20 protein-coding genes and 1 tRNA gene are annotated in these 22,458 nt (G+C 56.8%); 8 read left to right on the plus strand and 13 right to left on the minus strand.

Features of this window, described 5'->3' with window-relative positions; all coding sequences use genetic code 11:
- Together GO007_RS00005 and GO007_RS00010 are read left to right on the plus strand one after the other, a co-directional pair.
- Positions 1 to 317, plus strand: a 317-nt coding sequence (locus tag GO007_RS00005; protein WP_286141672.1) for a phage polarity suppression protein, incomplete at its 5' end; no start/stop codon positions are given.
- A 618-nt stretch (positions 318 to 935) separates the two neighbouring features.
- Positions 936 to 2,921, plus strand: coding sequence for an ATP-binding protein (locus GO007_RS00010; RefSeq protein WP_095094202.1), 1,986 nt, complete (start codon positions 936 to 938; stop codon positions 2,919 to 2,921).
- A gap of 51 nt (positions 2,922 to 2,972) precedes the next feature.
- Here GO007_RS00010 and GO007_RS00015 read toward each other — a convergent pair whose 3' ends face one another.
- From GO007_RS00015 to proB, 4 genes are all read right to left on the minus strand, one after another.
- Positions 2,973 to 4,148, minus strand: coding sequence for a tyrosine-type recombinase/integrase (locus tag GO007_RS00015; protein WP_095094204.1), 1,176 nt, complete (start codon positions 4,146 to 4,148; stop codon positions 2,973 to 2,975).
- A gap of 163 nt (positions 4,149 to 4,311) precedes the next feature.
- Positions 4,312 to 4,387, minus strand: a tRNA-Thr gene (locus tag GO007_RS00020).
- A gap of 115 nt (positions 4,388 to 4,502) precedes the next feature.
- A complete protein-coding gene (proA, locus tag GO007_RS00025) occupies positions 4,503 to 5,756 on the minus strand; it encodes a glutamate-5-semialdehyde dehydrogenase (protein ID WP_095094206.1) in 1,254 nt (417 codons plus the stop codon).
- 10 nt (positions 5,757 to 5,766) lie between these two features.
- Positions 5,767 to 6,870 carry a glutamate 5-kinase gene (gene proB, locus GO007_RS00030; protein ID WP_095094207.1) on the minus strand — a complete coding sequence of 368 codons (1,104 nt, stop codon included), beginning with the start codon at positions 6,868 to 6,870 and terminating at the stop codon, positions 5,767 to 5,769.
- Between the two features lie 288 nt (positions 6,871 to 7,158).
- Here proB and phoE point away from each other — a divergent pair, with 288 nt between their 5' ends.
- Positions 7,159 to 8,211: a phosphoporin PhoE gene (gene phoE, locus GO007_RS00035; RefSeq protein WP_095094208.1), complete on the plus strand. Its 1,053-nt coding sequence runs from the start codon at positions 7,159 to 7,161 to the stop codon at positions 8,209 to 8,211.
- A 64-nt stretch (positions 8,212 to 8,275) separates the two neighbouring features.
- Here phoE and GO007_RS00040 read toward each other — a convergent pair whose 3' ends face one another.
- Positions 8,276 to 8,839, minus strand: coding sequence for a C40 family peptidase (locus GO007_RS00040; protein WP_095094210.1), 564 nt, complete (start codon positions 8,837 to 8,839; stop codon positions 8,276 to 8,278).
- A 328-nt stretch (positions 8,840 to 9,167) separates the two neighbouring features.
- On the opposite strand from GO007_RS00040, the gene GO007_RS00045 reads away from it, so the two are divergent.
- Complete coding sequence (locus GO007_RS00045) at positions 9,168 to 10,112, plus strand: LysR family transcriptional regulator (protein ID WP_095094211.1); 945 nt, start codon at positions 9,168 to 9,170, stop codon at positions 10,110 to 10,112.
- Here GO007_RS00045 and GO007_RS00050 read toward each other — a convergent pair.
- Complete coding sequence (locus GO007_RS00050) at positions 10,109 to 11,176, minus strand: ABC transporter substrate-binding protein (protein ID WP_095094212.1); 1,068 nt, start codon at positions 11,174 to 11,176, stop codon at positions 10,109 to 10,111. The genes GO007_RS00045 and GO007_RS00050 overlap by 4 nt on opposite strands.
- A 223-nt stretch (positions 11,177 to 11,399) precedes the next feature.
- On the opposite strand from GO007_RS00050, the gene GO007_RS00055 reads away from it, so the two are divergent.
- The 4 genes from GO007_RS00055 (at position 11,400) to GO007_RS00070 (ending at position 16,355) form a co-directional block, all read left to right on the plus strand.
- On the plus strand, positions 11,400 to 12,968 hold the full coding sequence (locus tag GO007_RS00055; RefSeq protein ID WP_095094213.1) for an ABC transporter permease: 1,569 nt from the start codon (positions 11,400 to 11,402) through the stop codon (positions 12,966 to 12,968).
- On the plus strand, positions 12,965 to 13,723 hold the full coding sequence (locus GO007_RS00060; protein ID WP_095094214.1) for an ABC transporter ATP-binding protein: 759 nt from the start codon (positions 12,965 to 12,967) through the stop codon (positions 13,721 to 13,723). Before GO007_RS00055 ends, GO007_RS00060 begins: the two co-directional genes overlap by 4 nt.
- Before the next feature lie 11 nt (positions 13,724 to 13,734).
- Positions 13,735 to 15,525, plus strand: a complete 1,791-nt coding sequence (locus GO007_RS00065; protein WP_095094215.1) for an aryl-sulfate sulfotransferase — start codon at positions 13,735 to 13,737, stop codon at positions 15,523 to 15,525.
- 167 nt (positions 15,526 to 15,692) lie between these two features.
- Positions 15,693 to 16,355, plus strand: coding sequence for an HAD family hydrolase (locus tag GO007_RS00070; protein WP_095094216.1), 663 nt, complete (start codon positions 15,693 to 15,695; stop codon positions 16,353 to 16,355).
- Positions 16,356 to 16,401: 46 nt separating this feature from the next.
- Here GO007_RS00070 and phnE (GO007_RS00075) read toward each other — a convergent pair whose 3' ends face one another.
- The 7 genes from phnE (GO007_RS00075) to GO007_RS00105 all read right to left on the minus strand — a co-directional run bounded on the left by phnE (GO007_RS00075) (position 16,402) and on the right by GO007_RS00105 (position 22,457).
- Positions 16,402 to 17,280, minus strand: coding sequence for a phosphonate ABC transporter, permease protein PhnE (gene phnE / locus GO007_RS00075; RefSeq protein WP_095094218.1), 879 nt, complete (start codon positions 17,278 to 17,280; stop codon positions 16,402 to 16,404).
- Complete coding sequence (phnE, locus tag GO007_RS00080; RefSeq protein ID WP_095094220.1) at positions 17,277 to 18,149, minus strand: phosphonate ABC transporter, permease protein PhnE; 873 nt, start codon at positions 18,147 to 18,149, stop codon at positions 17,277 to 17,279. The genes phnE (GO007_RS00075) and phnE (GO007_RS00080) overlap by 4 nt, the downstream gene beginning before the upstream one ends.
- A 68-nt stretch (positions 18,150 to 18,217) precedes the next feature.
- The gene (gene phnD / locus GO007_RS00085; RefSeq protein WP_095094222.1) at positions 18,218 to 19,159 is read right to left on the minus strand and encodes a phosphonate ABC transporter substrate-binding protein; all 942 of its coding nucleotides are present in this window, start codon (positions 19,157 to 19,159) and stop codon (positions 18,218 to 18,220) included.
- Positions 19,160 to 19,182: 23 nt separating this feature from the next.
- Complete coding sequence (gene phnC / locus GO007_RS00090) at positions 19,183 to 20,025, minus strand: phosphonate ABC transporter ATP-binding protein (protein ID WP_095094223.1); 843 nt, start codon at positions 20,023 to 20,025, stop codon at positions 19,183 to 19,185.
- Between the two features lie 179 nt (positions 20,026 to 20,204).
- Positions 20,205 to 20,900, minus strand: coding sequence for an amino acid ABC transporter permease (locus tag GO007_RS00095; protein WP_095094224.1), 696 nt, complete (start codon positions 20,898 to 20,900; stop codon positions 20,205 to 20,207).
- Entirely contained in the window at positions 20,890 to 21,642 is a 753-nt protein-coding gene (locus GO007_RS00100) for an amino acid ABC transporter permease (protein ID WP_095094225.1), read from the minus strand. Before GO007_RS00100 ends, GO007_RS00095 begins: the two co-directional genes overlap by 11 nt.
- Positions 21,639 to 22,457 (minus strand): amino acid ABC transporter ATP-binding protein, encoded by an 819-nt coding sequence (locus tag GO007_RS00105; RefSeq protein ID WP_095094227.1) that lies wholly within the window; start codon positions 22,455 to 22,457, stop codon positions 21,639 to 21,641. Before GO007_RS00105 ends, GO007_RS00100 begins: the two co-directional genes overlap by 4 nt.
- Position 22,458 lies beyond the last annotated feature (1 nt).

Raw genomic sequence — 22,458 nt, forward strand, 5'->3', positions numbered from 1 at the left:
ACCGGCTGAATGACTTCATGCAGGCGCACGGGACAGAGCTCGCCGCCACGCTTGCCCCGGAGCTGATGGGACTCAGCCAGCAGCCCGCACTCCTGACCGGCCATGCGCTCGACCGTTCGGCGCATTACCTGCGCGAAGCGCTGTCCGTGTGGCTGAGTACCGGTGAAGAAATTAATTATTCGGCAGAAGACAGCGATATTTTAACGGCCATCGGATTCAGGCCTGACGCGGCTTCGCGGGTCGATAATCAGGAAAAATACACCCCCGCACAGAGCCTGATTTATGCCCGCCGGCGCACGGAACTGGCCAGCAGGTAGCTCCGCAAAAAATCCCCGAAAATACCGCTATTTTTCCCGAATTAAGCCATGCATCCACAGGGTGCATGGTTTTGCATGCGTTTCCTCGCCCCGTCACTCCCTTCGCAGCCCTGTCCCGGCGCGGCCTGAGCCCTCCGATGCACCTGCATGAAAACCGACCCACGAAGCGTGCAGGCGAGGCGGGGAAAGCACTGCGCGCCAGCGGTAAAGTATTTATTTAATGATATTTAATTTCGCTGCCTGAGCGCGTCGCTGCGCTGCGCGTGTTTGCGGGAGTGTCAGTGGATGGTGCGGTGCTGTTCGAGAGCGTGGTGAACCTCTGAGGCGATCAGGCGAGAATCAAGAAAAGGTCGACCGGTGGATGAGGAAAATCAGTTATTTCGGCGTTGAAACTGTTGCCTCTTAAAGCACTCACCTCATGTCCATGCATTCATCTGATGCATTCAGGCCCGTTGCAGTTTGAGCCTGAATGCACCTGCATGAAAACAGACCCACGAAGCGTGCAGGCGGGGAGAACATTGCGCGCAAAAATAAAAGCGTTATATTGTTTATTATCAGGCAGTCACTACAGAAGATTGTTACATTACAGCATACGCACTGTGAGAAAAGGATGCATTCATGCGCATTATAAGTGGCGAAACAAACATCAATGATGTTGGTATTAAGAAGAGATTTAAAAACTACGAACCGTTTCAGTCCATTGTAGAATTAGCATGGAATGGCTTTGATGCAAAGGCTCGCAATGTAGGCATTGAACTTCGTAGAAATGATTTAGGGGGATTATCCTCACTATACATTCTTGATGATGGGGATGGCATCGATATTAAAGACTTCGACTCCAACTTTAATAGATTTGATGACTCACTAAAAAAAGACAATATCGAACTACACGGTTCCCAGGGTAGAGGACGCCTTTCATTTCATAAGCTAAGTCATCAAGCAGTCTGGTTTACAAAAAATGATAATATTAACGCCAGAATCGAAATTGATGATAATGATATAAAAAAATATCAGGCATTTATCGATATATCTAACCCTGAGCAACACCCTACTTTAACTAAGCTAAAAAGCGGAACATGTGTTGTATTTAATCATTTCCATAATGATTTACCAACTGACAATGAAATAGTTAGACGATTACAGAGTGAGTTTTGTTGCCACTTAGCCTTAAATGGACAACTTACTTTATCGTTCAATGGCGAGATCATTACCGCCCCTGAGCATGATTCTTACACATTTGAGCAATACTTTGACGACTCCTTATTTTCAATAAAAGCATTAAGATGGAATGAAAAACCATCGAAAGAGCGTTCAAATGTTTACCTTGTAAATACACATGGAAAGAAAGTATTTGAAGTTCCTAGCAAATTCAATCAAAAGAAAGACTTTTATCTGTCTGTTTTCGTAAGTTCAGAATGGGCGAATAACTTCAGTAGCAGTGGTGATGATATCTTCTCTGAAGCTAAATACAATCCTGACTCTCCAACATGGAAAAATCTCATAAAATTTGTCTGGAGCTTGGCAAAAGATATCTATGATGATTTTCTCAAAAAGAGAATAGAGGCAATTCTTGAGCGTTATCAGCAAGAAGGCGCATTCCCATCCTATAGTGAGTACTCTGACCCTCAATATGCAGAATGGCGTTTAAATAATATTAAGGCAATTGTAAGGGATATATATATTGCTGATCCGACATTACTTGAATCTTTAAGCTCAAAACAAAGGAAAGTTTTCGTGAGGTTATTAGATAAGCTATCTTCTTCAAATAATAATGAAGAATTATTTAATATTCTTGAAAGTGTACTGGATTTGAGCAAGGAAGGGATTGAAAAATTTTCTAAACAGTTAAGGCTTACAAAGCTTGATAATATAATTAGCGCAATAGAAGAATTGCAAAAAAGAAGACTTGTAGTCGACAAACTACGTTACTTAATGGATAACCATTATAAAGAAATAAGAGAGACTCCTGACCTACAAAAGATCATTGAGCATAATACTTGGCTTTTTGGTGAGCGTTATGAAACTATTGGTGCTGAAGAAGACACTTTTACAAAAATAGCCAGCGAATTAAGAAATAGCGTAAAACATATTGATGATATAGACGAAAGCGACATTGGATCAGGGAATGAATTAGAGGGGGCAAAAAGGCAAACTGATTTATTCCTCGCTAGAAAATATCCTTGTCTGGACTCAAATGGGAATCCATATTTTAAATGTATAATAATTGAAATTAAACGCCCGAGTATATCTCTCAATATAAAGCATTTGAGACAACTTGACGATTATGCCGCAATTATCCAAAGACATCCAGGTTTTGGGAGTCAGAACTTACATTTTGAGCTTATACTAATCGGGCGGAAAATATCCAAAGACAGTTTTGAAATAGAGAGTAGGATGAACTCCCATTTACAGAAAGGTGATATGGGCTTAGTTGGTGATGATCCTAGAATGAAGCGTTATGTAAAAAATTGGTATACTATATTTGATAGCTTTGACCTAACGAATAGGTTTATGCTCGATAAATTGAAGCTCGAACGAGATACTATTGAAGTAAGTGAAAGTATGCCTAACGATTTAGTATCAATACTTCAAGGTAAAGGTTGAATAATAATGCTGCATGCACAATTAAGTGATGCAGCATTTTCTACAAATAATTTATTCTTTTGTTCCAAAAATAATATTTGCATACCACTCAATCATTTCTCTTCTACCCTCAATATATTGAGCATGATTATAAGTGCCTCTGATACTATTTTTATCGATATGGGCCAACTGCAACTCAATCCATGCAGATGAGTATCCTTTCTCATGCAAAATTGTTGAGAAGGTATGCCTAAAACCATGCCCTGTAACACGACCTGCAAATCCAATCCGCTTTATAAGTTGGTTAATGCTCGCCTCACTCATCGGTTTATTTGGATCGTTACGGCCCGGAAAAACATAACGATAGTTACCTGTCATCATCTTGAGTTCATTAAGTAAATCTAACGCCTGAGTCGACAATGGCACAAGATGTGACCTGCGCATTTTCATCCTTTCAGCAGGAATTTCCCAGATAGCGTTATCTAGATCAAATTCTGACCACAATGCAGCACGTAATTCGATGGTTCTCACACCCGTAATCATGAGTAATTTCGTAGCAATCTGGACAAGCCGACTCCCTGTGTAACTGTCTAAGGCACGTAGAAAATCTGGTAGCTCATCAGCTTTTAGGAACGGGAAATGATTGGATTGATGTACTTCGAGGGCGCTCGAGAGATCTGCAGCAGGATTAAACTCAGCTCTCCCAGTAGCTATGGCATAACGAAACACTTCTGAACAACGCTGTCGCACTTTGCGCATCTTCTCTAAGGCCCCGCGTTTTTCAATTTTACGCAGCACATTAAGCAGTTCTAGCGGTTTTATTTCACCGATAGGTCTTGTCCCTACATACGGGAAAATGTCGTTCTGAAACGCTTCCATGATATCTGACGCATATCCTGCCGACCATTTGGCGGACTTCATCTGATGCCACTCTGTAGCTATCTTTTCAAACGCACTTTCGGATTCCGTTTGCAAAGCGATCTTCTGCTCTTTTCGAACTTCACTCGGGTTCTTTCCTTCCGCGACCAGTTTTCGGGCATCATCCCGACGAGAGCGAGCATCGGCAAGGGTAATCGTCGGATACACACCAAGCGAGATCATTTTGGGCTTACCGGCATAGCGATAGCGGAACCGCCAGCTCTTGCTTCCATTAGGCTCTATAAGCAATGACAAGCCTTGCCCATCTCCAAGTGTATAGGCTTTAGCTTCAGGCTTAGCGCGGCGAATCTGCATATCGTTTAAAGGCATGTGTATAGGAATCCAAGACCGAACAGGAACATATACACAATCCTATACACATTCAGTATCGGATTCTACTGGATGGTTACGGACAATGACGGACTAAAAATCAGTAAAATCTTTATAAATCATAGTGTTTATGGATGAATACGGACGTTTGGGGAAGTTGAGATGGTGCCGATAATAGGAGTCGAACCTACGACCTTCGCATTACGAATGCGCTGCTCTACCAACTGAGCTATATCGGCCCTGAAGAGGACGCGTTCACCAGAGTGAATCACGGGGTAAAAGGTTAAAACTAAGTGGGTGATGCGTCAATGGCCTTATGAATCAACCGGCTACTTTTGCATCACCCGTCTGGCTTTAAGCACGAATAGTATCGTCGCCGAAACCAATCCACTTATAGGTCGTCAACGCTTCAAGCCCCATCGGGCCGCGCGCGTGCAGCTTCTGGGTGCTGACCGCCACCTCCGCGCCGAGACCAAACTGGCCGCCGTCGGTGAAGCGGGTGGAGGCATTCACGTACACCGCAGAAGAGTCCACCTCGTTGATAAAACGATTCGCGTGGCTCAGGGTGCGGGTGAGGATGGCATCAGAGTGCTGGGTACCGTGCTGGCGGATGTGCGCAATGGCGTCGTCGAGGTCGGCAACGACTTTGACATTCAGATCCAGCGACAGAAACTCGTCATCGTACTGCTCGGCCTTCACCGGCTCTACGCTCGCCGGGCCGTTCTGCAACACCGGCAACGACCGGGCGTCAGCGTGCAGCGTCACGCCGCTTTCCGCCATCTGCTTGCTCAGCGCAGGCAGGAAGCGCCCGGCGATGTTCTCATGCACCAGCAGAGTCTCGACGGTGTTGCAGGTGCTCGGACGCTGGGTCTTGGCGTTGACGAGGATCTTCAGCGCCGGTTCAATCTCGGCGGACTCATCAACAAAGATATGGCACACGCCAATACCGCCGGTGATGACCGGGATAGTTGACTGCTCCCGACACAGCTTATGCAGGCCCGCGCCGCCGCGAGGGATCAGCATATCGATATACTTATCCATCTTCAGCATCTCGCCGACCAGCGCCCGATCGGGACTCTCAATCGCCTGTACCGCAGCGGCCGGCAGCCCGCACTCTTCCAGCGCCTGCTGGATCACCTTCACCGTCGCGGCGTTGGTGCGCCAGGTTTCTTTCCCGCCGCGCAGGATGGCCGCGTTGCCGGTTTTCAGGCACAGGGAGGCGACGTCTACGGTGACGTTTGGTCGCGCTTCGTAGATCACGCCGATAACGCCCAGCGGGACGCGACGGCGTTCAATACGCAGGCCGCTGTCGAGCAGCCCCCCGTCAATGACCTGTCCAACCGGATCGGCCAGGCTGCACACCTGGCGAACGTCGTTGGCTATCCCGTCGAGGCGCGCCGGAGTGAGCGCCAGGCGATCGAGCATGGCTTCGCTCAGGCCGTTGGCGCGAGCTTCTGCCAGATCCTCGGCGTTAGCCCGCAGAATAGTCTCGGTCCCGGCCTGCAGATAGTCGGCAATCTTCTCCAGCACCTGGTTCTTTTCGCGGCTGGAAAGCAGCGCGAGTTTGTAAGAGGCCGCTTTGGCAGCTATGCCCATTTGTTCCAGCATTTTCAGCTCCTTAACGGATTATCATATCGTCACGATGGACGGCGACCGGGCCATACTCATAGCCGAGGATCGCATCAATCTGCTGCGAGTGCTGGCCGGCAATCAGGCGCAGCGCATCGCTGTTGTAACGGCTAACGCCGTGAGCAATATCGCGGCCGTCGCTATTGCGGATGCGGATAACTTCGCCGCGTGAGAAGTTGCCGGTAACGACTTTGATGCCTTTCGGCAGCAGCGAGCTTCCTCGCTCCAGAATCGCCTGCACCGCACCGGCATCGACGGTGAGTTCTCCCGCCGGCGGGGCGCCGAAAATCCAGCGCTTACGGTTCTCCAGCGGGGATTCCTGCGCGTGAAAACGCGTACCGACCGGGAGGCCCTGCATCACATCGCCAATCACGCCAGGCCGGCTGCCTGCGGCAATGATGGTGTCGATACCCGCACGGCAGGCGACGTCGGCGGCCTGCAGCTTGGTGCCCATCCCGCCGGTACCGAGGCCGGAAACGCTGTCGCCGGCAATCGCGCGCAGGGCGTCATCAATACCGTGCACGTCCGTAATGAGCTCGGCCTGCGGATTATTACGCGGGTCGGCGGTGAACAGGCCCTGCTGATCGGTCAGCAGCAGCAGCTTATCGGCGCCGGCAAGAATAGCGGCCAGCGCCGAAAGATTGTCGTTATCGCCGACTTTAATCTCGGCGGTTGCCACGGCGTCATTTTCATTAATGACCGGCACGATGTTGTTATCCAGCAGGGCGCGCAGGGTATCGCGGGCGTTAAGGAAACGCTCCCGGTCTTCCATATCCGCGCGGGTCAGCAGCATCTGGCCAACATGGATACCGTAAATGGAAAACAGCTGTTCCCACAGCTGGATCAGACGACTCTGTCCTACCGCCGCCAGCAGCTGTTTCGACGCAATAGTCGCGGGAAGTTCCGGGTAGCCGAGGTGCTCACGACCGGCGGCGATGGCCCCGGAGGTCACAATAACAATGCGGTGGCCCATGGCGTGCAGCTGCGCGCACTGGCGCACTAATTCGACGATATGGGCGCGGTTCAGGCGGCGGGATCCGCCCGTTAAAACACTGGTGCCCAGTTTTACCACCAGCGTCTGGCTATCACTCATGATTCTCTGCCGTTCAAAAGGAATATCGATATCGAGGTGATGTTGTAACAGGAGTCAGGCCGCTTGCCAACAACGGCGTTTTTAGCGCGCCGTTTTATTGCGCGGGATCGGGCATTCTGGAGAGGGAAGATGACAATTTTATGATGGAAACATTTAAATACCCTTTTTTATAAAAAGTTCCACATTGTCATAAATTTTTAATACTGGAGCGTTAAAAAACCTCCTGTTTTCACGGGGCCTTCGCCCGGAATTGATTAGCGCGTATAAATAAATCACCAGGACTGAATAATGAAAAAGAGCTCACTGGCATTAATGATGATGGGTCTTATTGCTTCTTCGGCTACCCAGGCAGCCGAAGTTTTCAACAAAAACGGCAATAAGCTGGACGTGTACGGTAAAGTCAGAGCGATGCACTATTTAAGCGATGATGACAGCAAGGACGGCGACCAGACCTACGTTCGTTTCGGCATCAAAGGCGAAACCCAGATTAACGATCAGCTGACCGGATACGGTCGCTGGGAATCCGAATTCTCCGGCAACAAAACCGAAAGCGACTCTTCCCAGAAGACTCGTCTGGCGTTCGCTGGCGTAAAACTGAAGGACTTCGGCTCCTTCGACTACGGCCGTAACCTCGGCGCGCTGTACGATGTTGAAGCCTGGACCGATATGTTCCCGGAATTCGGCGGCGATTCTTCCGCTCAGACCGATAACTTCATGACCAAACGCTCCAGCGGCCTGGCAACCTACCGCAATACCGACTTCTTCGGCGTGGTTGATGGTCTGGATTTGACCCTCCAGTATCAGGGTAAAAACGAAGGCCGCGAAGCCAAGAAACAGAACGGCGACGGCTTCGGTACATCTTTAAGCTATGACTTCGGCGGCAGCGATTTCGCCATCAGCGCAGCCTACACCAGCTCTGACCGTACTGACGCCCAGAACCAGCTGGCTCGCGGCGTGGGTAAAAAAGCGGAAGCCTGGGCTACCGGCCTGAAATATGACGCCAACAATATCTACCTGGCGACCATGTATTCTGAAACCCGCAAAATGACCCCGATCAGCGGCGGTTTTGCGACTAAAGCGCAGAACTTTGAAGCGGTGGCACAGTACCAGTTCGACTTCGGCCTGCGTCCGTCCCTGGGCTACGTGCTGTCAAAAGGTAAGGATATCGAAGGCGTGGGTAGCGAAGACCTGGTCAACTATATCGACGTCGGCCTGACCTACTACTTCAACAAAAACATGAACGCCTTCGTTGATTATAAAATCAACCAGCTGAAGAGCGATAATAAACTGGGTCTTAGCGACGACGACATCGTTGCCGTGGGCATGACCTACCAGTTCTGATTATCCTGACGTATACAGTAAAAAAGCCGTTGCGGTTTACGCAGCGGCTTTTTCTTATGGTGAATTAGCGGTTTTTAGCCAGGTGCCGGCGATCGTCGTTCATCGTTATCTGGGCGTTATACTCTTTCGGCAGACGACGCGCCTGATAGAAAGCCGATTTCCAGTACGGATTGTCCAGCGAGGAGCGCATTACGCCCTGGCTGGCCGAGGCGTGGAGAAAATCATGGTTGGTGTCATAGAAGCCGACGTGCATGCCGCCGTTAATGCGAAAGAACACCAGGTCTCCAGGGCGCAGCTGCTGCGGCCTGACCCGCTCGCCCATCCGCAGCAGTTCTTTGGTCGTGACCCTGTCCATCGGCAGGTTGAAGCGGTCCTTCAGCGTGCGCCAGACGAAGCCGGAACAATCGACCCCGCTTTCATCGGTGCCGCCCCACTCATAGGGCGTACCGTGCCAGGTATGCATCTGATCGTGCAGCGCGGCGAGCACCGGGATCAGGTCATCTGAACCGCCGTCGATAGGCGCATATTCATGATGGGCTGCGGTTTTCGGGTGCTTAGCCGGGGATGAACATCCTGCCAAAATCAAAAAAGGAACAAATAATAAGGCATGCGCAAGCTTAGGCTTCATATCATTATTTTCATAGTGAGCTATAGAACGGAATTATTTATAGCGTATTCACCATACTGCCAGAATGGGATAGGGTGATATTTACGAAACCTTACGTTAGCTGCGCGCATAACTGGTCGCGCCGGCGGCGCAGAGAATATTGGTGTTAACATTTTTAATCTCATTTATTAATAAATAATTTCACTATTAAACAATATTTCACGGGAAACTATGCGGGCGCGCCTATTCCGGCTGATGGCAAGGTGAAAGATCCTCATCATTTCGGCATTGCGCCGCCGGGCCGCCCTCCAGTACTTTTATGGCATAAAAGAGAGAACAGGGCGGGTCTATGCATCTGGATTTTCGCCAACTGCGCAACTTTGTGGCGTTGGTTGAGTACGGTACCTTTAATCGTGCGGCGGAGGCGGTGTGCCTGTCGCAATCGGCCTTCAGCCGCAGCATCCAGGCGCTCGAACAGAGCGTCGGCCATCCTTTATTTGACCGTCAGAGCAGGCTACCGACGCTCACGCTGCACGGGCAAAAGCTGCTGCCGTACGCCCGGCGGTTTCAGGAGCTGAACGTCGAGCTCAGCAGCCAGCTGCGGGAGGCGGATGATGCGCAAAACGGCGAGGTCGCGTTTGGCTGCGGCCCGGCGCCCTCCGCGCGCCTGATCCCGGCCGCCGTGGGTGAGTTTCACCGTCTGCTGCCGCAGGCGCGGGTGCGCTTTCAAATTGATAACTGGTTTGCCCTGCATCATGCGCTCACCACCCAGCACTATCCTTTTGTGGTGGCCGACAGCTGGCAGGCCGAACTGGATCCGCAGCTGCGGGTCCAGCCGCTCAGCCCGCAGCGCTGCTTCTTCGTCTGCCACGCCGACCATCCGCTGGCAAAGCGGGGGCCGGTCTCTATCCAGGAGATGCTGCGCTATCCTTTTGCCGCGCCGTACTTGCCGCCCGGAGTGCGCAAAGTGCTGGCGACCCTCAGCCAGCAGCAGGACTTTGCCCCGGCGATTCAGTGCGACCATATCTACGCGCTGCTCTCCACCCTGGCGCATACCGACGCGATAAGCTTCGCCAGCGAAGACGGCTTTGCGCTTTGCCAGCACAGCCACCGGCTGGTCAAGCTGGAGCTAAGCGACCTGCCGGACGAGTGGCGGCTGATGCAGACTCGGTTTGCGATTATCTCCCCGGTTCACGCCGCGCAGCCGCCGTTGGTGGCAAAGCTGATAGAGGTTATCCTGCACGCCGACCGTCTGCATCAGCTGCAGCTCCTGGATCGGGAGGAGAGGGGCTAACCGCCGTTTAGCGCCTGCCCTTTGGCATCGTACTGCGGCCAGCGCTTTTCCAGGCCCTGCGTTTTTAGCGCCCGTTCGACAAACTGTCCGTCCACCCACTGACCGACGTCAAAAGCGCTGCGGATCAGGCGGCCGGATTGCGCCTGCCCGACGCTGCTGCTGAAGCTGTCGGTGAGGAACGGGTCGATGCGCGGGGAGGTGGTGAAGTTAAGATCCTGCGGCTGCAGCTCCTCCAGGAACAGCGCCTGCGGGATCTGGCTCTGCTGCGCCATCTCTGCCGACCAGGCGTCCCGGTTGGCCGGGTCGCTGATTTCAGCGGCGTTCTTCACCAGCACGTCGATAATCTGCTGGGTGGCCTGCGGCCAGGCCGCAATAAAGGTTTGCGTCCCGAGGAAGCCGGCTTGAGTGGTGTTCTGACGGCCGGAATCGCCGCTTTTCACCACCACGTCTATCTTATCTCCGCGCAGCGCCAGCAGCGAGACGCCGCCCCAGACCGCATCGACGCGACCGGCCGCCAGCGCGGCTTTGCCGGCGTTCCAGTCGAGATTAATCACCTGCATGCTGCGTTCGTTAAGACCGACGGTTTGTAAGGCGCGATCGAAGGCCAGCTGATCCGCCGTACCGCGATAGACGGCCACCCGTTTCCCCTTCAGGTCCGCGAGCTTTTTAATTCCCGAGGCGGTGGTTGCCGCGAGGTAAGATTCGGAGCCGCGGCTGCCCAGCAGCAGGCGCGTCGGGAGCCCGTTGGCTTTGCCGATAATCGCCGCCAGATCGCCGAGGTAGACAAAATCAAGCTGCCGGTTGGCCAGCGCCTCATTCACCGCCGGGCCCGCGCCTTTGAAAAACTGCCACTGCACCTCCACGCCCTGCGGCTTAAACACCTCTTCCAGCTGATGGCGGATAAACGCCATGCCGACGGGCCCTTCGATAAACGGCTTACTGCCCGCGCTTTGATCCGGCACGCCGATGCGGATCGTGCGCAGCTCCTCGCCCTGAGCGCCGGCCAGCAGGCCAACGGCGGCGACCAGCGCCAGCAGGGTGCGGCTAAAAAATGCTTTCATCATAAGTTATTGCTCCTCTGAGTTTTTTTCTCACCCTAAAGAGCCGAAGGGCCGGGTGTTAAATGCTTTTATGCGCAGAGCAAAGCTGAAAAAAAGCTAAGCCAGGGGCCGCGTGCCCGGCAGGCTGAAATGCATTCGCTGCATCGGGATTATTCGTCTAACGCAATGGCGGCAGGGCGCAAGGAACGTTTTTATAGCGCTATAACTTCAGCAAAAGTGGACCGATATGTCGCAGATGATCTTAAAAACAGGCGCACCGGGCAGGCCGCAGTTCAGGCTAAACGGTTGGCCGTGGCTGCTGCCCGCGCTGCTGCTGCTGCTGTGGTACGTCGCCGCCCGCGAACGCTGGATGGCGGAGCAAATCCTGCCCGCGCCGTCGGTCGTTGCCGATACCGCGCTGTCGCTGCTGAGCGGCGATCTGCTGGCGCAGTGGGGATTCAGCCTCCAGCATCTGGCGCTGGGCCTGCTGCTGGGAGCCTTGGCCGGAACGCTGCTCGGGGCGCTGTTCGGCCTGGTTCCGTCTGCCACCCAGCGGATCGAGCCGCTGTTTTACGCCCTGGCGCAAATTCCGACGCTGGGCTGGATCCCGCTGTTTATGGTGATATTCGGCATTGATAACGGCCTCAAGCTGGCGGTTATCGTCAAAACCACCGTGGTGCCGATGACCATCAATACCCAGCAGGCGGTCAGCGGCGTACCGCTGACGCTGAGCGAAGCGGCAAGGGTCATGAACTTCTCCCGCTGGCAGCGGCTGCGCTGGCTGGTGATCCCGGCGAGCCTGCCGGGCTGGTTTACCGGTCTGCGGCTGGCCCTTTCGCAGGCCTGGGTATCGCTGATCGTCGTTGAGCTGCTGGCCTCTTCCGAAGGGATTGGCTACCTGATGGTCTGGGGGCGCCAGCTGTTTCAGCTGGATATCGTCTTCGTCACCATCGCGGCGGTGGGCCTCAGCGGCATGGCGATGGAGTGGGCGGCCAACCGGGCCTGCTCCCGGCTGGTGTTCTGGCCGCAGCCGGCCACCGGGCGCCTGGCCTGGAAACCGCAGGCCAGCTGGCGGGCGTTACAGCTGCCGCTGGTGCTGCTGGCAATGTGGCAGCTGGCCAGCAGCTGGGGCTGGATCGATAGCGTACTTTTCTCGTCGCCGCTGGCGGTGGCCGAGCGCTTTATTCAGGGAGCGGCAAGCGGCGAGCTGGCTGCGGCGATGCTCGCAAGCCTGGGACGGGCGTTTGCCGGCGGCGCGCTGGGTATCGCCGGCGGGCTGCTCTGCGGACTGCTGCTGGCGCTGCGCCCGCGCGCCGGAGCGATCTTTACCCCGACGCTTAACGTCCTGCGCCATATCGCCCTGTTTGCCTGGCTACCGCTGCTGACCGCATGGGTCGGCAACGATAACGGCGGCAAAATCGTGTTCATCGCCCTGGCATCCTTTTTCCCGATGTTCTTCAGCACCCTGCAGGCCGTTCTTCAGCGCAGCCCGCAGCTGGATGAGGTTGCCAGGGTGCTGCGCCTGAGCGGCCTGACGCGCCTGCGCAGTCTGATCCTCCCCGGCGCCGCCGCGGGTATTTTTGCCGGCCTGCGCCTGGCGCTGATTTACGCCTGGCTTGGCAATATCGGCGCGGAGTATTTCATGTCCTCCGGCGTGGGTATCGGCAGCCTGATGATCAATGCCCAGCAGCTGCTGGATATGCCGACCATTCTCTGCGGCATGGTGCTGATCGGCATCACCGGCGCTGCGCTGGATAAAGCCGGACGTTTACTGGAAATTCGCGCCACCCGCTGGCGCCAACAGGAGTCGCTATGACCACTTCACCCCTGGTCTCTTTTGACCGCGTCCGTAAATCCTGGCAGCAGGTGACGGCGCTACAGAACTTCAGCCTGGATATCGCCGCCGGCGAGCTGGTGGCGCTGGTAGGCAGCAGCGGCTGCGGTAAATCAACGCTGCTGCGGATGCTGGTCGGCCTCGAATCCGCGACCCAGGGCGAGATTCGTATCCACGGCGAGCCGGTGACCGGCGTCGGCAAAGAGCGCGGCATCGTGTTTCAGGAGCCGCGCCTGTTTCCGTGGCTTAACGTTATCGACAACGTGATGCTCGGCCTGGCGGATGAGCCGCTGAGCCGGACGGAGAAACGCCAGCGGGCGCTGGAAATGCTGGAGCGCGTCCAGCTCACCGAGTTTGCCAGCGCGCTGCCCGCCCAGCTCTCCGGCGGTATGGCGCAGCGGGTGGCGATCGCCCGCGGACTCGTCGGCCGCCCGCAAATTCTGATGCTGGATGAACCTTTCGGCGCGCTGGATGCCCTGACGCGCCATACCCTGCAGCAGGAGCTGCTGCAGATCCACCAAAGCGCGGGAACCACCACGCTGCTGGTGACGCACGATGTGGAAGAGGCGGTCGCGCTGGCCGACCGGGTGGTGGTGCTGTCGCCGCGCCCGGGACGGATACGCGAAGTGGTGAGCCTTGAGCTCCCCCATCCGCGCCGGCGCGAAGAGGCCTCTTTTACCGCCGCCTGCCGCCAGATCCGCAATCTGATTACTTCTCTGCCTGATACCGTTATTTAAGGAGCAACACCATGGGACATCCTTCCGTTTACCCGACCGGCGCCACCGTTTACGATCCCGCGCGTGCCTGGAGCGGCTACACCCTTTTCCAGGCCACCGAGCGCGGCGCGGTGCTGGTGGATATGAACGGTCAGGTGGTACGCGAATGGCCTGAACTGCACGGATTTCCCAATAAAATCCTGCCCGGCGGCGCGATACTCGGCCACAGCGGCGAGCGCGATCCGCGCTACGGCATGCAGGATATGCTCGACCTGATCCAGGTGGACTGGGAGGGGAACGTGACCTGGAAGTTCGATCGCTACGAACGGGTCAGCGATCCCGGCAATGAAACGCGCTGGATGGCGCGCGCGCATCATGATTACCAGCGCGCCGGCAACCCGGTAGGCTACTACGCGCCGGGGCTGGAGCCGCAGGTGGAGGGGGGAAATACGCTGATCCTCGCTCACACCAATCTGGTTAATGCCGACATCTCCGACAAGCTGCTGCTGGATGACACGATTATTGAAGTCGACTGGCAGGGCAACGTGGTCTGGGAGTGGCGCTGCAGCGACCATTTTCACGAGCTTGGCTTCGACGATGCGGCGCGCACCGCGCTGTACAACAACCCCAATATGCGCGCCAGCGGCGGTGGAATGGGCGACTGGATGCATATCAACTCGATGTCGGCGCTGGGGCCGAATAAATGGTATGACGCCGGGGATCGGCGCTTCCATCCCGACAATATTATCTGGGACGCTCGCGAATCCAACATTATCGCCATCATTGATAAGCAGAGCGGTCGCATCGTCTGGCAGCTTGGCCCGGATTACAGTAAGCCGGAGCTCAAGCACATCGGCTGGATTATCGGCCAGCATCACGCCCATATGATCCCCCACGGGCTGCCGGGCGCGGGCAATATTCTCATCTTCGATAACGGCGGCTGGGCCGGATACGGCGCGCCAAACCCGGCGTCGGCGGATGGGGTGAAAAACGCCTGGCGCGATTACTCGCGGATCCTTGAGATCAACCCGCTGACCCTTGATATCGAGTGGCGCTACTCGCCCTATGAAGCGGATCTTCCGCAGCCAACCGACTCGTACCGCTTCTACAGCCCGTATATCAGCAATATGCAGCGTCTGGAAAACGGCAATACCTTGATTAACGAAGGCTCGAACGGGCGCGTTTTTGAAGTGACCCGCGACCATGAGATCGTCTGGGAATATATTTCACCGTTCTGGGGCAAGACGCTGAATAACAATATGGTCTACCGCGCCTACCGCATCCCCTACGCCTGGATACCGCAGCTGGCGCAGCCGCAGGAGACGCCGATCGCGGCGGTGGACGTGCGGACGTTACGCCAGCCCGGCGCGGCGGCCGCGGGCCCGGCGCAGAGCGTGGTGCGGGTAGCGGGGGTGCAGCCGTACAGCAAAAGCGCCGATGCGCTGTGCGTGGCGACCGACAACGATACCCTGCGCCGCAGTCCGAAGCTGTTCCGCGTGGCGGAAAGCGCCTTCACTCCCCTGACCGCGGCGCAGGACCTGGAAAGCGAGCGGCCAATACTGCTGTTTGTCGGCGCTGAGCGCTGCGTGCATTGCCGTAAACTCTGGCAGCTGCTGGCGCAGGAAAAGGTTGCGCAACGGATCGCGGCGCTGGACCGGCGCTATCTCGATGCCGATCGGCACCAGGATCTGGCGACGACCCTCGGGGTTCGCGGTCTGCCGACGCTGCTGCTGATCGAGCGGGGGCAGCCGACGGCGCGGGCGCCTGCGCAACTGTCGGTTGAAAATCTGCTGGCCTGGCTGAGCAGCGCGCCGGAGTCGTGATCCGTCGTTGAGGGCTGGCTTTATGCCGGCCCGGGTTGATGGGCGGATATTTCGTTTGCTACCTTGAGGCGGTGGCGTGACGGCGGACAGGCTGGGCGGATCATTCTGCTGTCATCTTTCTTAAGCATGCTCTGGCGAGCCTGTTTACTGATTAGGGAAAATTAACGATGTCCAAAACTCTCACGATCTTCGATCTGGATAACACCTTGATTAAGGGTGACAGCAGTACGGTATGGAGCCGTTTTCTGGTGAGGGAAGGATGGACCGGCGACCCGGACTATCTGGCGCGAGAAGCGATGCTGATGGAGGATTACGATCGCGGTGAGATGAATATCGCCGATTACGTGGCGCTGATCCAGGCGCCGCTGATTGGCGTACCGCAGGCGGAAGTCGACGGCCTGGTCGCCCGCTGCGTGCGCGAGGAGATCCTGCCCCGCGTCTACCCGCAGGCGTGGGAGGTTATCCGCACGCTACGGGCGCGCGGCGAACAGATGCTGGTGATCTCGGCGTCGGTCAGCCTGCTGGTGCAGGCGGTGTCCGATGAGCTGGGCATCGACCAGGCGTTAGGCATTGACGTAGAGATGGCTGATGGCGGCTATACCGGCGTGATTGCCGGGACGCCGAGCTATCAGCATGGGAAGGTGATTCGGCTGGCTGAGTGGCGGCAGGCCTACCCGCAATTCGGCGGAGAGGTGACGTTTTATACCGATTCAATTAACGATCTGCCGCTGTGCCTGCACGCCGACCGCGTGCGGCTGGTCAACCCTTGCCCGCAGCTGACGGCGGCGAATGAGGAGCACCGGTGGCCGGTGCTTCACTGGCAGCTTTGATCTCCCCGGGCAGGCGCATCGCGCCGCCTCGGGGACGTTCGCGATATCAGGATTTAAACAGCGGCACTACGCTGCCGCCGATATAGCGCCGACGGAGCCAGGCGGAGAGCATATCCATCGCCATCACCACTACCACCAGCAGGAGGGTGATAAACATCACCACGTCCCAGTTCCACAGGCGCATATTTTCCGCGTAAATCAGGCCGATCCCGCCGGCGCCGACGAAGCCCAGCACCGCTGCGGAGCGGGTGTTGGACTCGATTTGATACAGGCTCAGGGCCAGAAACGTCGGGAAGGATTGGGTGAAAATGCCGAAGCGGTGTTTCTGCAGGCCGTTGGCGCCGACGGCGGTTAGCCCGCGACCCGGTGAGCGGTCTACCGCCTCATGGCCTTCGGCATACAGGCGGCCGAGCAGGCCGGTATCCTGCATAATAATCGCCAGCACCCCGGCCAGCGGCCCGAGGCCGACGGCGCGCACGAAAATCAGCCCCCAGATAGCCATATCGATCCCGCGCAGGACGTCAAACAGCCGACGCATCAGCAGGGCGATAATCCCCGGAATAAAGCCGCGCATAATATTGCGCGCCGCGAGGAAAGAGAGCAGCAGGGCGATGACCGTGGCGGTGATCGTCCCGACGAAGACAATCGCCAGGGTAATCGCGATCTGCGTGAAATAGTAGCGGAACGGCCAGTTAAAAAAGTCGTGCCACACGAACATGCGCAGCAGATAGCGGCTGATTTGCTGCAGCCCGGTGGTGAGCTGCTCCCCGCTGATGCCAAACTGCATGAAGAACCAGACGTAATAGAGCACGCTCAGCAGCGCCAGCAGGCCGACGTAGCGTAAATAGCGTCCCTGGGCCTGATACAGCGCCCTATGCTGGCGGCGGCTGGCGGCGATATCCGGTTGGTTTTGCCACTGACTCATTTTTTACCCTCGAGAACCCACTGTCGCAGGCGGCCGGACAGCATATCCAGCAGCGAGACCACGATGATGATCAGCAGCAGCGTGAGGCTGACCTGATCGTAACGATCGAGCTTAATGTTGGTCATCAGCTCCTGGCCGATCCCCCCGGCGCCAACCAGCCCAAGAATGGTTGAGGAGCGGAAGTTGATCTCCAGGCGCATAAAGCCGTAGGAGAGAAAAATCGGTTTTACCTGCGGCCACAGGGCGAAGCGAACCCGCTGCAGCGGCGAGGCGCCGCAGGCCATCAGCCCGCGAACCGGCTTGTCCTGAGCGCTTTCCACCGCTTCATAAAACAGCTTGGTCAGGCTGCCGATGGTGTGCAGCATCAGCGCCAGAAAGCCGGGGATCGCGCCAATGCCGAAGGCCATCACGAAAATGACCGCCCACGCCAGCTCCGGCATGGTACGCAAAAAGGCGACTAAAACGCGGATGGCGAAACGCAGCGGCGGCGGCGACCAGGCGTTGTTGGCGGCGAGAAAGGCCAGCAGGGTGGCGATGACTACGGCGACCAGGGTAGATGCCAGCGCCAGCTGCAGGGTTTCCCAAATCAGCGGCAGCTGGATCGGCAGGCGGTAGCCCCAGTAGGCGAACGACCCCTTGGTATGCGAATCGGCGAACAGATCGCTGACGTGAAGCGTCGGCAGCGTCTCAAACATGTAATCGAGAAAGTTTGGCAGGGAGTGCCAGATGGTGAAGAGATTAAATTCAGCCGCGCTGCCCGCGGCGAAGTAAAGAACCAGTAAGAGCAGCGACCAGCTAAAGGTGTCGCGCTTCTGCCGCGCGCGTACCTGCTGGTAATAGCGTTCAAATTCGGTATTCGAAATATTCATACGTCAACGGGTCTTCAGCATACCGCCGCCTCGCGCTTGATAAGCCGGGAGGCGGCGTGGAGGCGGGATTAACGGGCGCTAACCAGCTCGCGCTTCATATCGATAATCTGCTGGAAATCGGCAACGCTACCCGGGCCGATATGCTGGGTGCCGCCCATCGCTTTGATAAAGCAGGCGTGGTTATCGGTATCCAGCTTTTTGATCGCGGTGATGACCTTGGCTTTAAAATCAGCCGGCAGCGCGTTGCTCACCAGGATCGGGCCGTTGGGGATCAGCGGCGATTGCCAGATGATGCGGATCTGCTTCATCAGATCCGGATGATCCATACGAATCAGGCGGTTGAACGCGCCCACGCTGTAGCCGCTGTTGTAGTCGCCAACCATAGAGGTCCAGGTCACCGCGCCGGCAAACTGGCCGTTCAGCACGCCCAGAATGTCCTGCTCGTGGCCGCCGGAGAAGGTCACGCTGGAGAAGAAGTTGTTATATTTATTATCCGTGGTGCCGCCAAATTTCTGCTTAAAGGTTTGGTTCGGAATCAGGAAGCCGGAGGTTGAATCCGGGTCGGCAAAGCCAAAGGCTTTGCCTTTCAAATCGTCTAAAGATTTATACGGGCTGTCGGCTTTAACGATAACCACCGAGTGGTAGCCGCGGGACTGATCTTTATCATCCACGGCGATGCCGACAATATCGACCGCTTTCGGGTTATTAATATAAACCGAGGCGTAAGAGGAGGGCGACATGCTTAATACCACGTCAACCTTACCGCCCAGCAGGCCCTGAATGACGCCGGAGTAATCGGAAGAGTTACGTAATTTCGTATCGACGTTCAGCTCTTTATCGAGAAAGTCTTTCACACACTGGTTATCACCAATTTGCTGGGTGGCGTTCTGGCCGCCGAGGATCCCCAGATTTAACTCTTTCGGCTGCCCGGCAGCGCTTGCCTGCCATGCCATCATAATGCCCGCGATCGCTGCGGATAAACGAACTGCGCCAGTGATATATTGTTTCATTATTTTGCCCGTGTGAGTGGAAATTAATGCAATTGGCTAATTTCATCCCCGTACAGCCGATGCAGAATATCCTGATTCAGCTGAGAGGGATGGTCGTCAAAAATAATGTTGCCCCGCGCCACGCCGATAACCCGCGTGCAGTATTCTTTAACCAGCTCGACCGAGTGCAGGTTGACCATCACGCTGATGCCCTGCTCGCTAATTTCGCGCAGCACGTTCATGATGCGCTGCGTATTTTTCGGGTCGAGAGAGGCGACCGGCTCATCGGCCAGCAAAATACCGGGGTTCTGCATCAGCGCGCGACAGATAGCCACGCGCTGCATCTGCCCGCCGGAGAGATTTTCCGCCCGCTGCAGCGCATGCGGCAGCATGTTCATCCATTCGAGCAGGGAGATGGCGCGCGCCCGGTCGGCATCGGGGAAGACTTTGAACAGCGACTTCAGCGTCGAGGTCTGGCTCAGGCGGCCGAGCAGCACGTTAGTCAGCACATCAAGGCGCGGCACCAGGCAGAAGTCCTGGAAAATCATCCCGCATTCGCTACGCCAGGCGTTCAGCGCCCGGCCCTTAAGTTTGGCGACATCGTGCGGCGTGCCGAGTTCCGGATAGCTGAGGATCTCGCCGCTGGTGGCGCTGTGGGTGCCGTTAAGCACGTGCAGCAGGGTTGATTTACCCGCGCCGGAGCGGCCGATAACGCCCACCAGCTCGCCGGCGTGGAGATCGAAGCTGATGCCATCCAGCACGGTTTGCTGCGCGCTGTAGGACTTGCTCAGGCCGCGCACGCTTAAGACTTTCCGCTGCCGATCGGTATCTGGCTGACTAAATTGTGGATAATCGGTATCGGTTACCGCGGCGAGAGAACTATTCATAACAGCGTCCAGGTTCGTCATTAAACTGGGCACTATTAATGGCGTTTTATATGATCGTTATATGACGGTAAGGCGAACAAATAGTGAACGGTGGCGATTTATCGCCGCAGAATGGGCGAAAATAATGCCCTCCGATGACGAAGGGCAGGGAAGCAACGGGCCTGGAGCGTCCGCGATTTTTATGCCGACTTCAGCCGCTTCCGCCAGCGAAAACGGCGGCTTGCCAGCAGGCTCAGGCCGCAGCACAGCAGATAGTAGACCGCGCCGGTGAAGACAAAAATTGCCAGCGGGTAGATCTGGACGCGGTTGTTCACCTGGCCGGCGACGGTGGTGAGCTCCGGGACGTTGACGATAAACGCCAGCGACGTATCCTTCAGCAGGCCGATAAAAATCCCCACCAGCGAAGGCTGAACGTTGCGCAGCGCCTGCGGCAGCAGAATCAGGCGCAGCGCCTGTCCGGCGGAAAAGCCCTGCGTCCGCGCCGCCTCATACTGGCCGTTGGGAAGCGACTGCAGGCCGGCCAGCACCGAGTGCATCACCGAGGCGGCGGTAAACCACGCCAGCGCCAGCGTCACCGTAACGGCGCCCGGTAGATCGCTGCCGGTCAGCATAGGCAGCAGATACCATAGCCAAAAAATAACGAAAATCAGCGGAATACCGCGAATGATTTCGGCCCACAAAAACAGCAGCCGACGGACGGTTCCGCCATAGCGCCAGGCGACGGCGGCCAATAGAACGCCGCCGGGTAGCGCCAGCGCCGCTGCGCCAACGGCCATCATCAGCGTCAGGGCCACGCCGCCGGGAATACCTTCCGCCAGGCGTCCCCACAGCAGGTAGTCGAGATTATCGGCGATAACCGCCAGATTAGCGTTCATGCTGGGCTCTCCTGTGCGGGTTCTTACCCGGGCCGAGGCGCGTCAGCAGCAGCCCCAGCGCCACGCCGAGCGCCAGATACAGCGCCGTACCGACGGCGAAGGCTTCCAGCGCATGGGCGTTATAGCTCTCAATTTGCCGCACCTGATAGGTCAGTTCGGCAAAGCCAATGCCGCTCGCCAGCGAGGAGAGCTTCATCAGGTTCAGATACTGGCCGACAATCGGCTGCCAGGCGTTAGCCAGCCCCTGCGGCAGCAGAATATGGCGCAGCTCTCCCCACGGGGTAAATCCCTGCGAGACGGCCGCTTCCCGCTGGCCGCTACCGACCGCGCGCAGCCCGGAGGCGATCTCTTCGATCAGGAACGCCGAGGTAAATACCCCCAGCCCCCACATCGAGCAGATAAACTCCGGCGTCAGCCACCAGACGTTACCCGGCAGAATCGACCAGGAATGGTCGGCGTTGATAAAATCACGGGCGCCGAGGGGCAGCAGGTTCCAGGCGGCAAAGTACCAGAACAGCAGCTGCACCAGCAGCGGGGTGTTGCGAAACAGCGAAACCCAGCAGGCCACCAGCCAGCGCCCCGGCCTGCCGCCGCCGAGGCGAAGCGCCAGCAGCAGAATAGCCAGCACGGTCGCCAGCGCCATCCCGGCAACGCTGACCCACAGGGTGGTGAGAAAACCGGAGACTATCCACTGCAGCGGCTGCCCGCTGAGTACGCCGTGCCAGTCGAGAATCGGCGTCACTCGAGGCCCTCCTGGTGCAGCGGATTAAGCACCTTTTGCAGAAAACGGCGGGTGCGGGCGTGCTGCGGCCGGGCGAAAAATTCCGCCGGCGGCGCAACTTCGAGGATATCGCCGCCGTCGATAAACACCACCCGGTCGGCAATCTCGCGGGCAAACTGCATCTCGTGGGTGACCACCACCATGGTGATGCCGCTGTGCGCCAGCGTTTTCATCACCTGCAGCACTTCGCCGATCATCTCCGGATCGAGCGCCGAGGTCGGCTCGTCAAACAGAATAATTTGTGGTGAAGAGGCGAGGGCGCGGGCGATGGCTACGCGCTGCTGCTGGCCGCCGGAGAGCTGGGCCGGCATCTGGCGGGCCTTATCCTCCAGACCCACCTGCTGCAGCAGCTCCAGCGCCCGCTGGCGGGCCGCGCTTTTCGTCCAGCCGTGCACGCGCTCCAGCGCCAGGGTGATATTTTCCTGCGCCGTCAGGTGGGCGTAGAGATTAAACTGCTGAAACACGAACCCGACGCGGCTGCGCAGCTGGCGTAACGCGCCGGCGGTGAGCCGACGCGTTGGCCTGCCGTCGATCAGGATCTCGCCGTCGCTCAGGGTTTCGAGCTGGTTGATCAGGCGGATCAGCGTTGATTTCCCCGAACCGGAAGGACCCAGGATCGCCACCACTTCCCCGGGATTTATCTGCAGATCGACGCCGTTAAGCACCCGATGGTCGCCGTAGCTTTTTGCCGCTTTGCGCAGTTCGATACTGGCGTTCTGCAGATGTGAAAAATCCGCGGACGAGGCCGCGGAGCGTGAAAATAAACCCGATAACATA

Origin of the sequence: Klebsiella sp. 10-1 (assembly GCF_009758445.1) — a bacterium.
In the GTDB taxonomy this organism is placed as follows: domain Bacteria; phylum Pseudomonadota; class Gammaproteobacteria; order Enterobacterales; family Enterobacteriaceae; genus Klebsiella; species Klebsiella scottii.

Excerpts from the sequence above, each read along its gene's own strand:
- phnD (WP_095094222.1), bottom strand. The coding sequence starts at position 19,159 with ATGAAACAATATATCACTGGCGCAGTTCGTTTATCCGCAGCGATCGCG.
- proA (WP_095094206.1), bottom strand. The coding sequence starts at position 5,756 with ATGCTGGAACAAATGGGCATAGCTGCCAAAGCGGCCTCTTACAAACTC.
- GO007_RS00045 (WP_095094211.1), top strand. The coding sequence starts at position 9,168 with ATGCATCTGGATTTTCGCCAACTGCGCAACTTTGTGGCGTTGGTTGAG.
- GO007_RS00095 (WP_095094224.1), bottom strand. The coding sequence starts at position 20,900 with ATGAACGCTAATCTGGCGGTTATCGCCGATAATCTCGACTACCTGCTG.
- phoE (WP_095094208.1), top strand. The coding sequence starts at position 7,159 with ATGAAAAAGAGCTCACTGGCATTAATGATGATGGGTCTTATTGCTTCT.
- GO007_RS00070 (WP_095094216.1), top strand. The coding sequence starts at position 15,693 with ATGTCCAAAACTCTCACGATCTTCGATCTGGATAACACCTTGATTAAG.
- proB (WP_095094207.1), bottom strand. The coding sequence starts at position 6,870 with ATGAGTGATAGCCAGACGCTGGTGGTAAAACTGGGCACCAGTGTTTTA.
- GO007_RS00065 (WP_095094215.1), top strand. The coding sequence starts at position 13,735 with ATGGGACATCCTTCCGTTTACCCGACCGGCGCCACCGTTTACGATCCC.
- GO007_RS00010 (WP_095094202.1), top strand. The coding sequence starts at position 936 with ATGCGCATTATAAGTGGCGAAACAAACATCAATGATGTTGGTATTAAG.
- GO007_RS00060 (WP_095094214.1), top strand. The coding sequence starts at position 12,965 with ATGACCACTTCACCCCTGGTCTCTTTTGACCGCGTCCGTAAATCCTGG.
- phnC (WP_095094223.1), bottom strand. The coding sequence starts at position 20,025 with ATGAATAGTTCTCTCGCCGCGGTAACCGATACCGATTATCCACAATTT.
- GO007_RS00015 (WP_095094204.1), bottom strand. The coding sequence starts at position 4,148 with ATGCCTTTAAACGATATGCAGATTCGCCGCGCTAAGCCTGAAGCTAAA.
- GO007_RS00105 (WP_095094227.1), bottom strand. The coding sequence starts at position 22,457 with ATGTTATCGGGTTTATTTTCACGCTCCGCGGCCTCGTCCGCGGATTTT.
- GO007_RS00040 (WP_095094210.1), bottom strand. The coding sequence starts at position 8,839 with ATGAAGCCTAAGCTTGCGCATGCCTTATTATTTGTTCCTTTTTTGATT.
- phnE (WP_095094218.1), bottom strand. The coding sequence starts at position 17,280 with ATGAGTCAGTGGCAAAACCAACCGGATATCGCCGCCAGCCGCCGCCAG.
- phnE (WP_095094220.1), bottom strand. The coding sequence starts at position 18,149 with ATGAATATTTCGAATACCGAATTTGAACGCTATTACCAGCAGGTACGC.
- GO007_RS00055 (WP_095094213.1), top strand. The coding sequence starts at position 11,400 with ATGTCGCAGATGATCTTAAAAACAGGCGCACCGGGCAGGCCGCAGTTC.
- GO007_RS00050 (WP_095094212.1), bottom strand. The coding sequence starts at position 11,176 with ATGATGAAAGCATTTTTTAGCCGCACCCTGCTGGCGCTGGTCGCCGCC.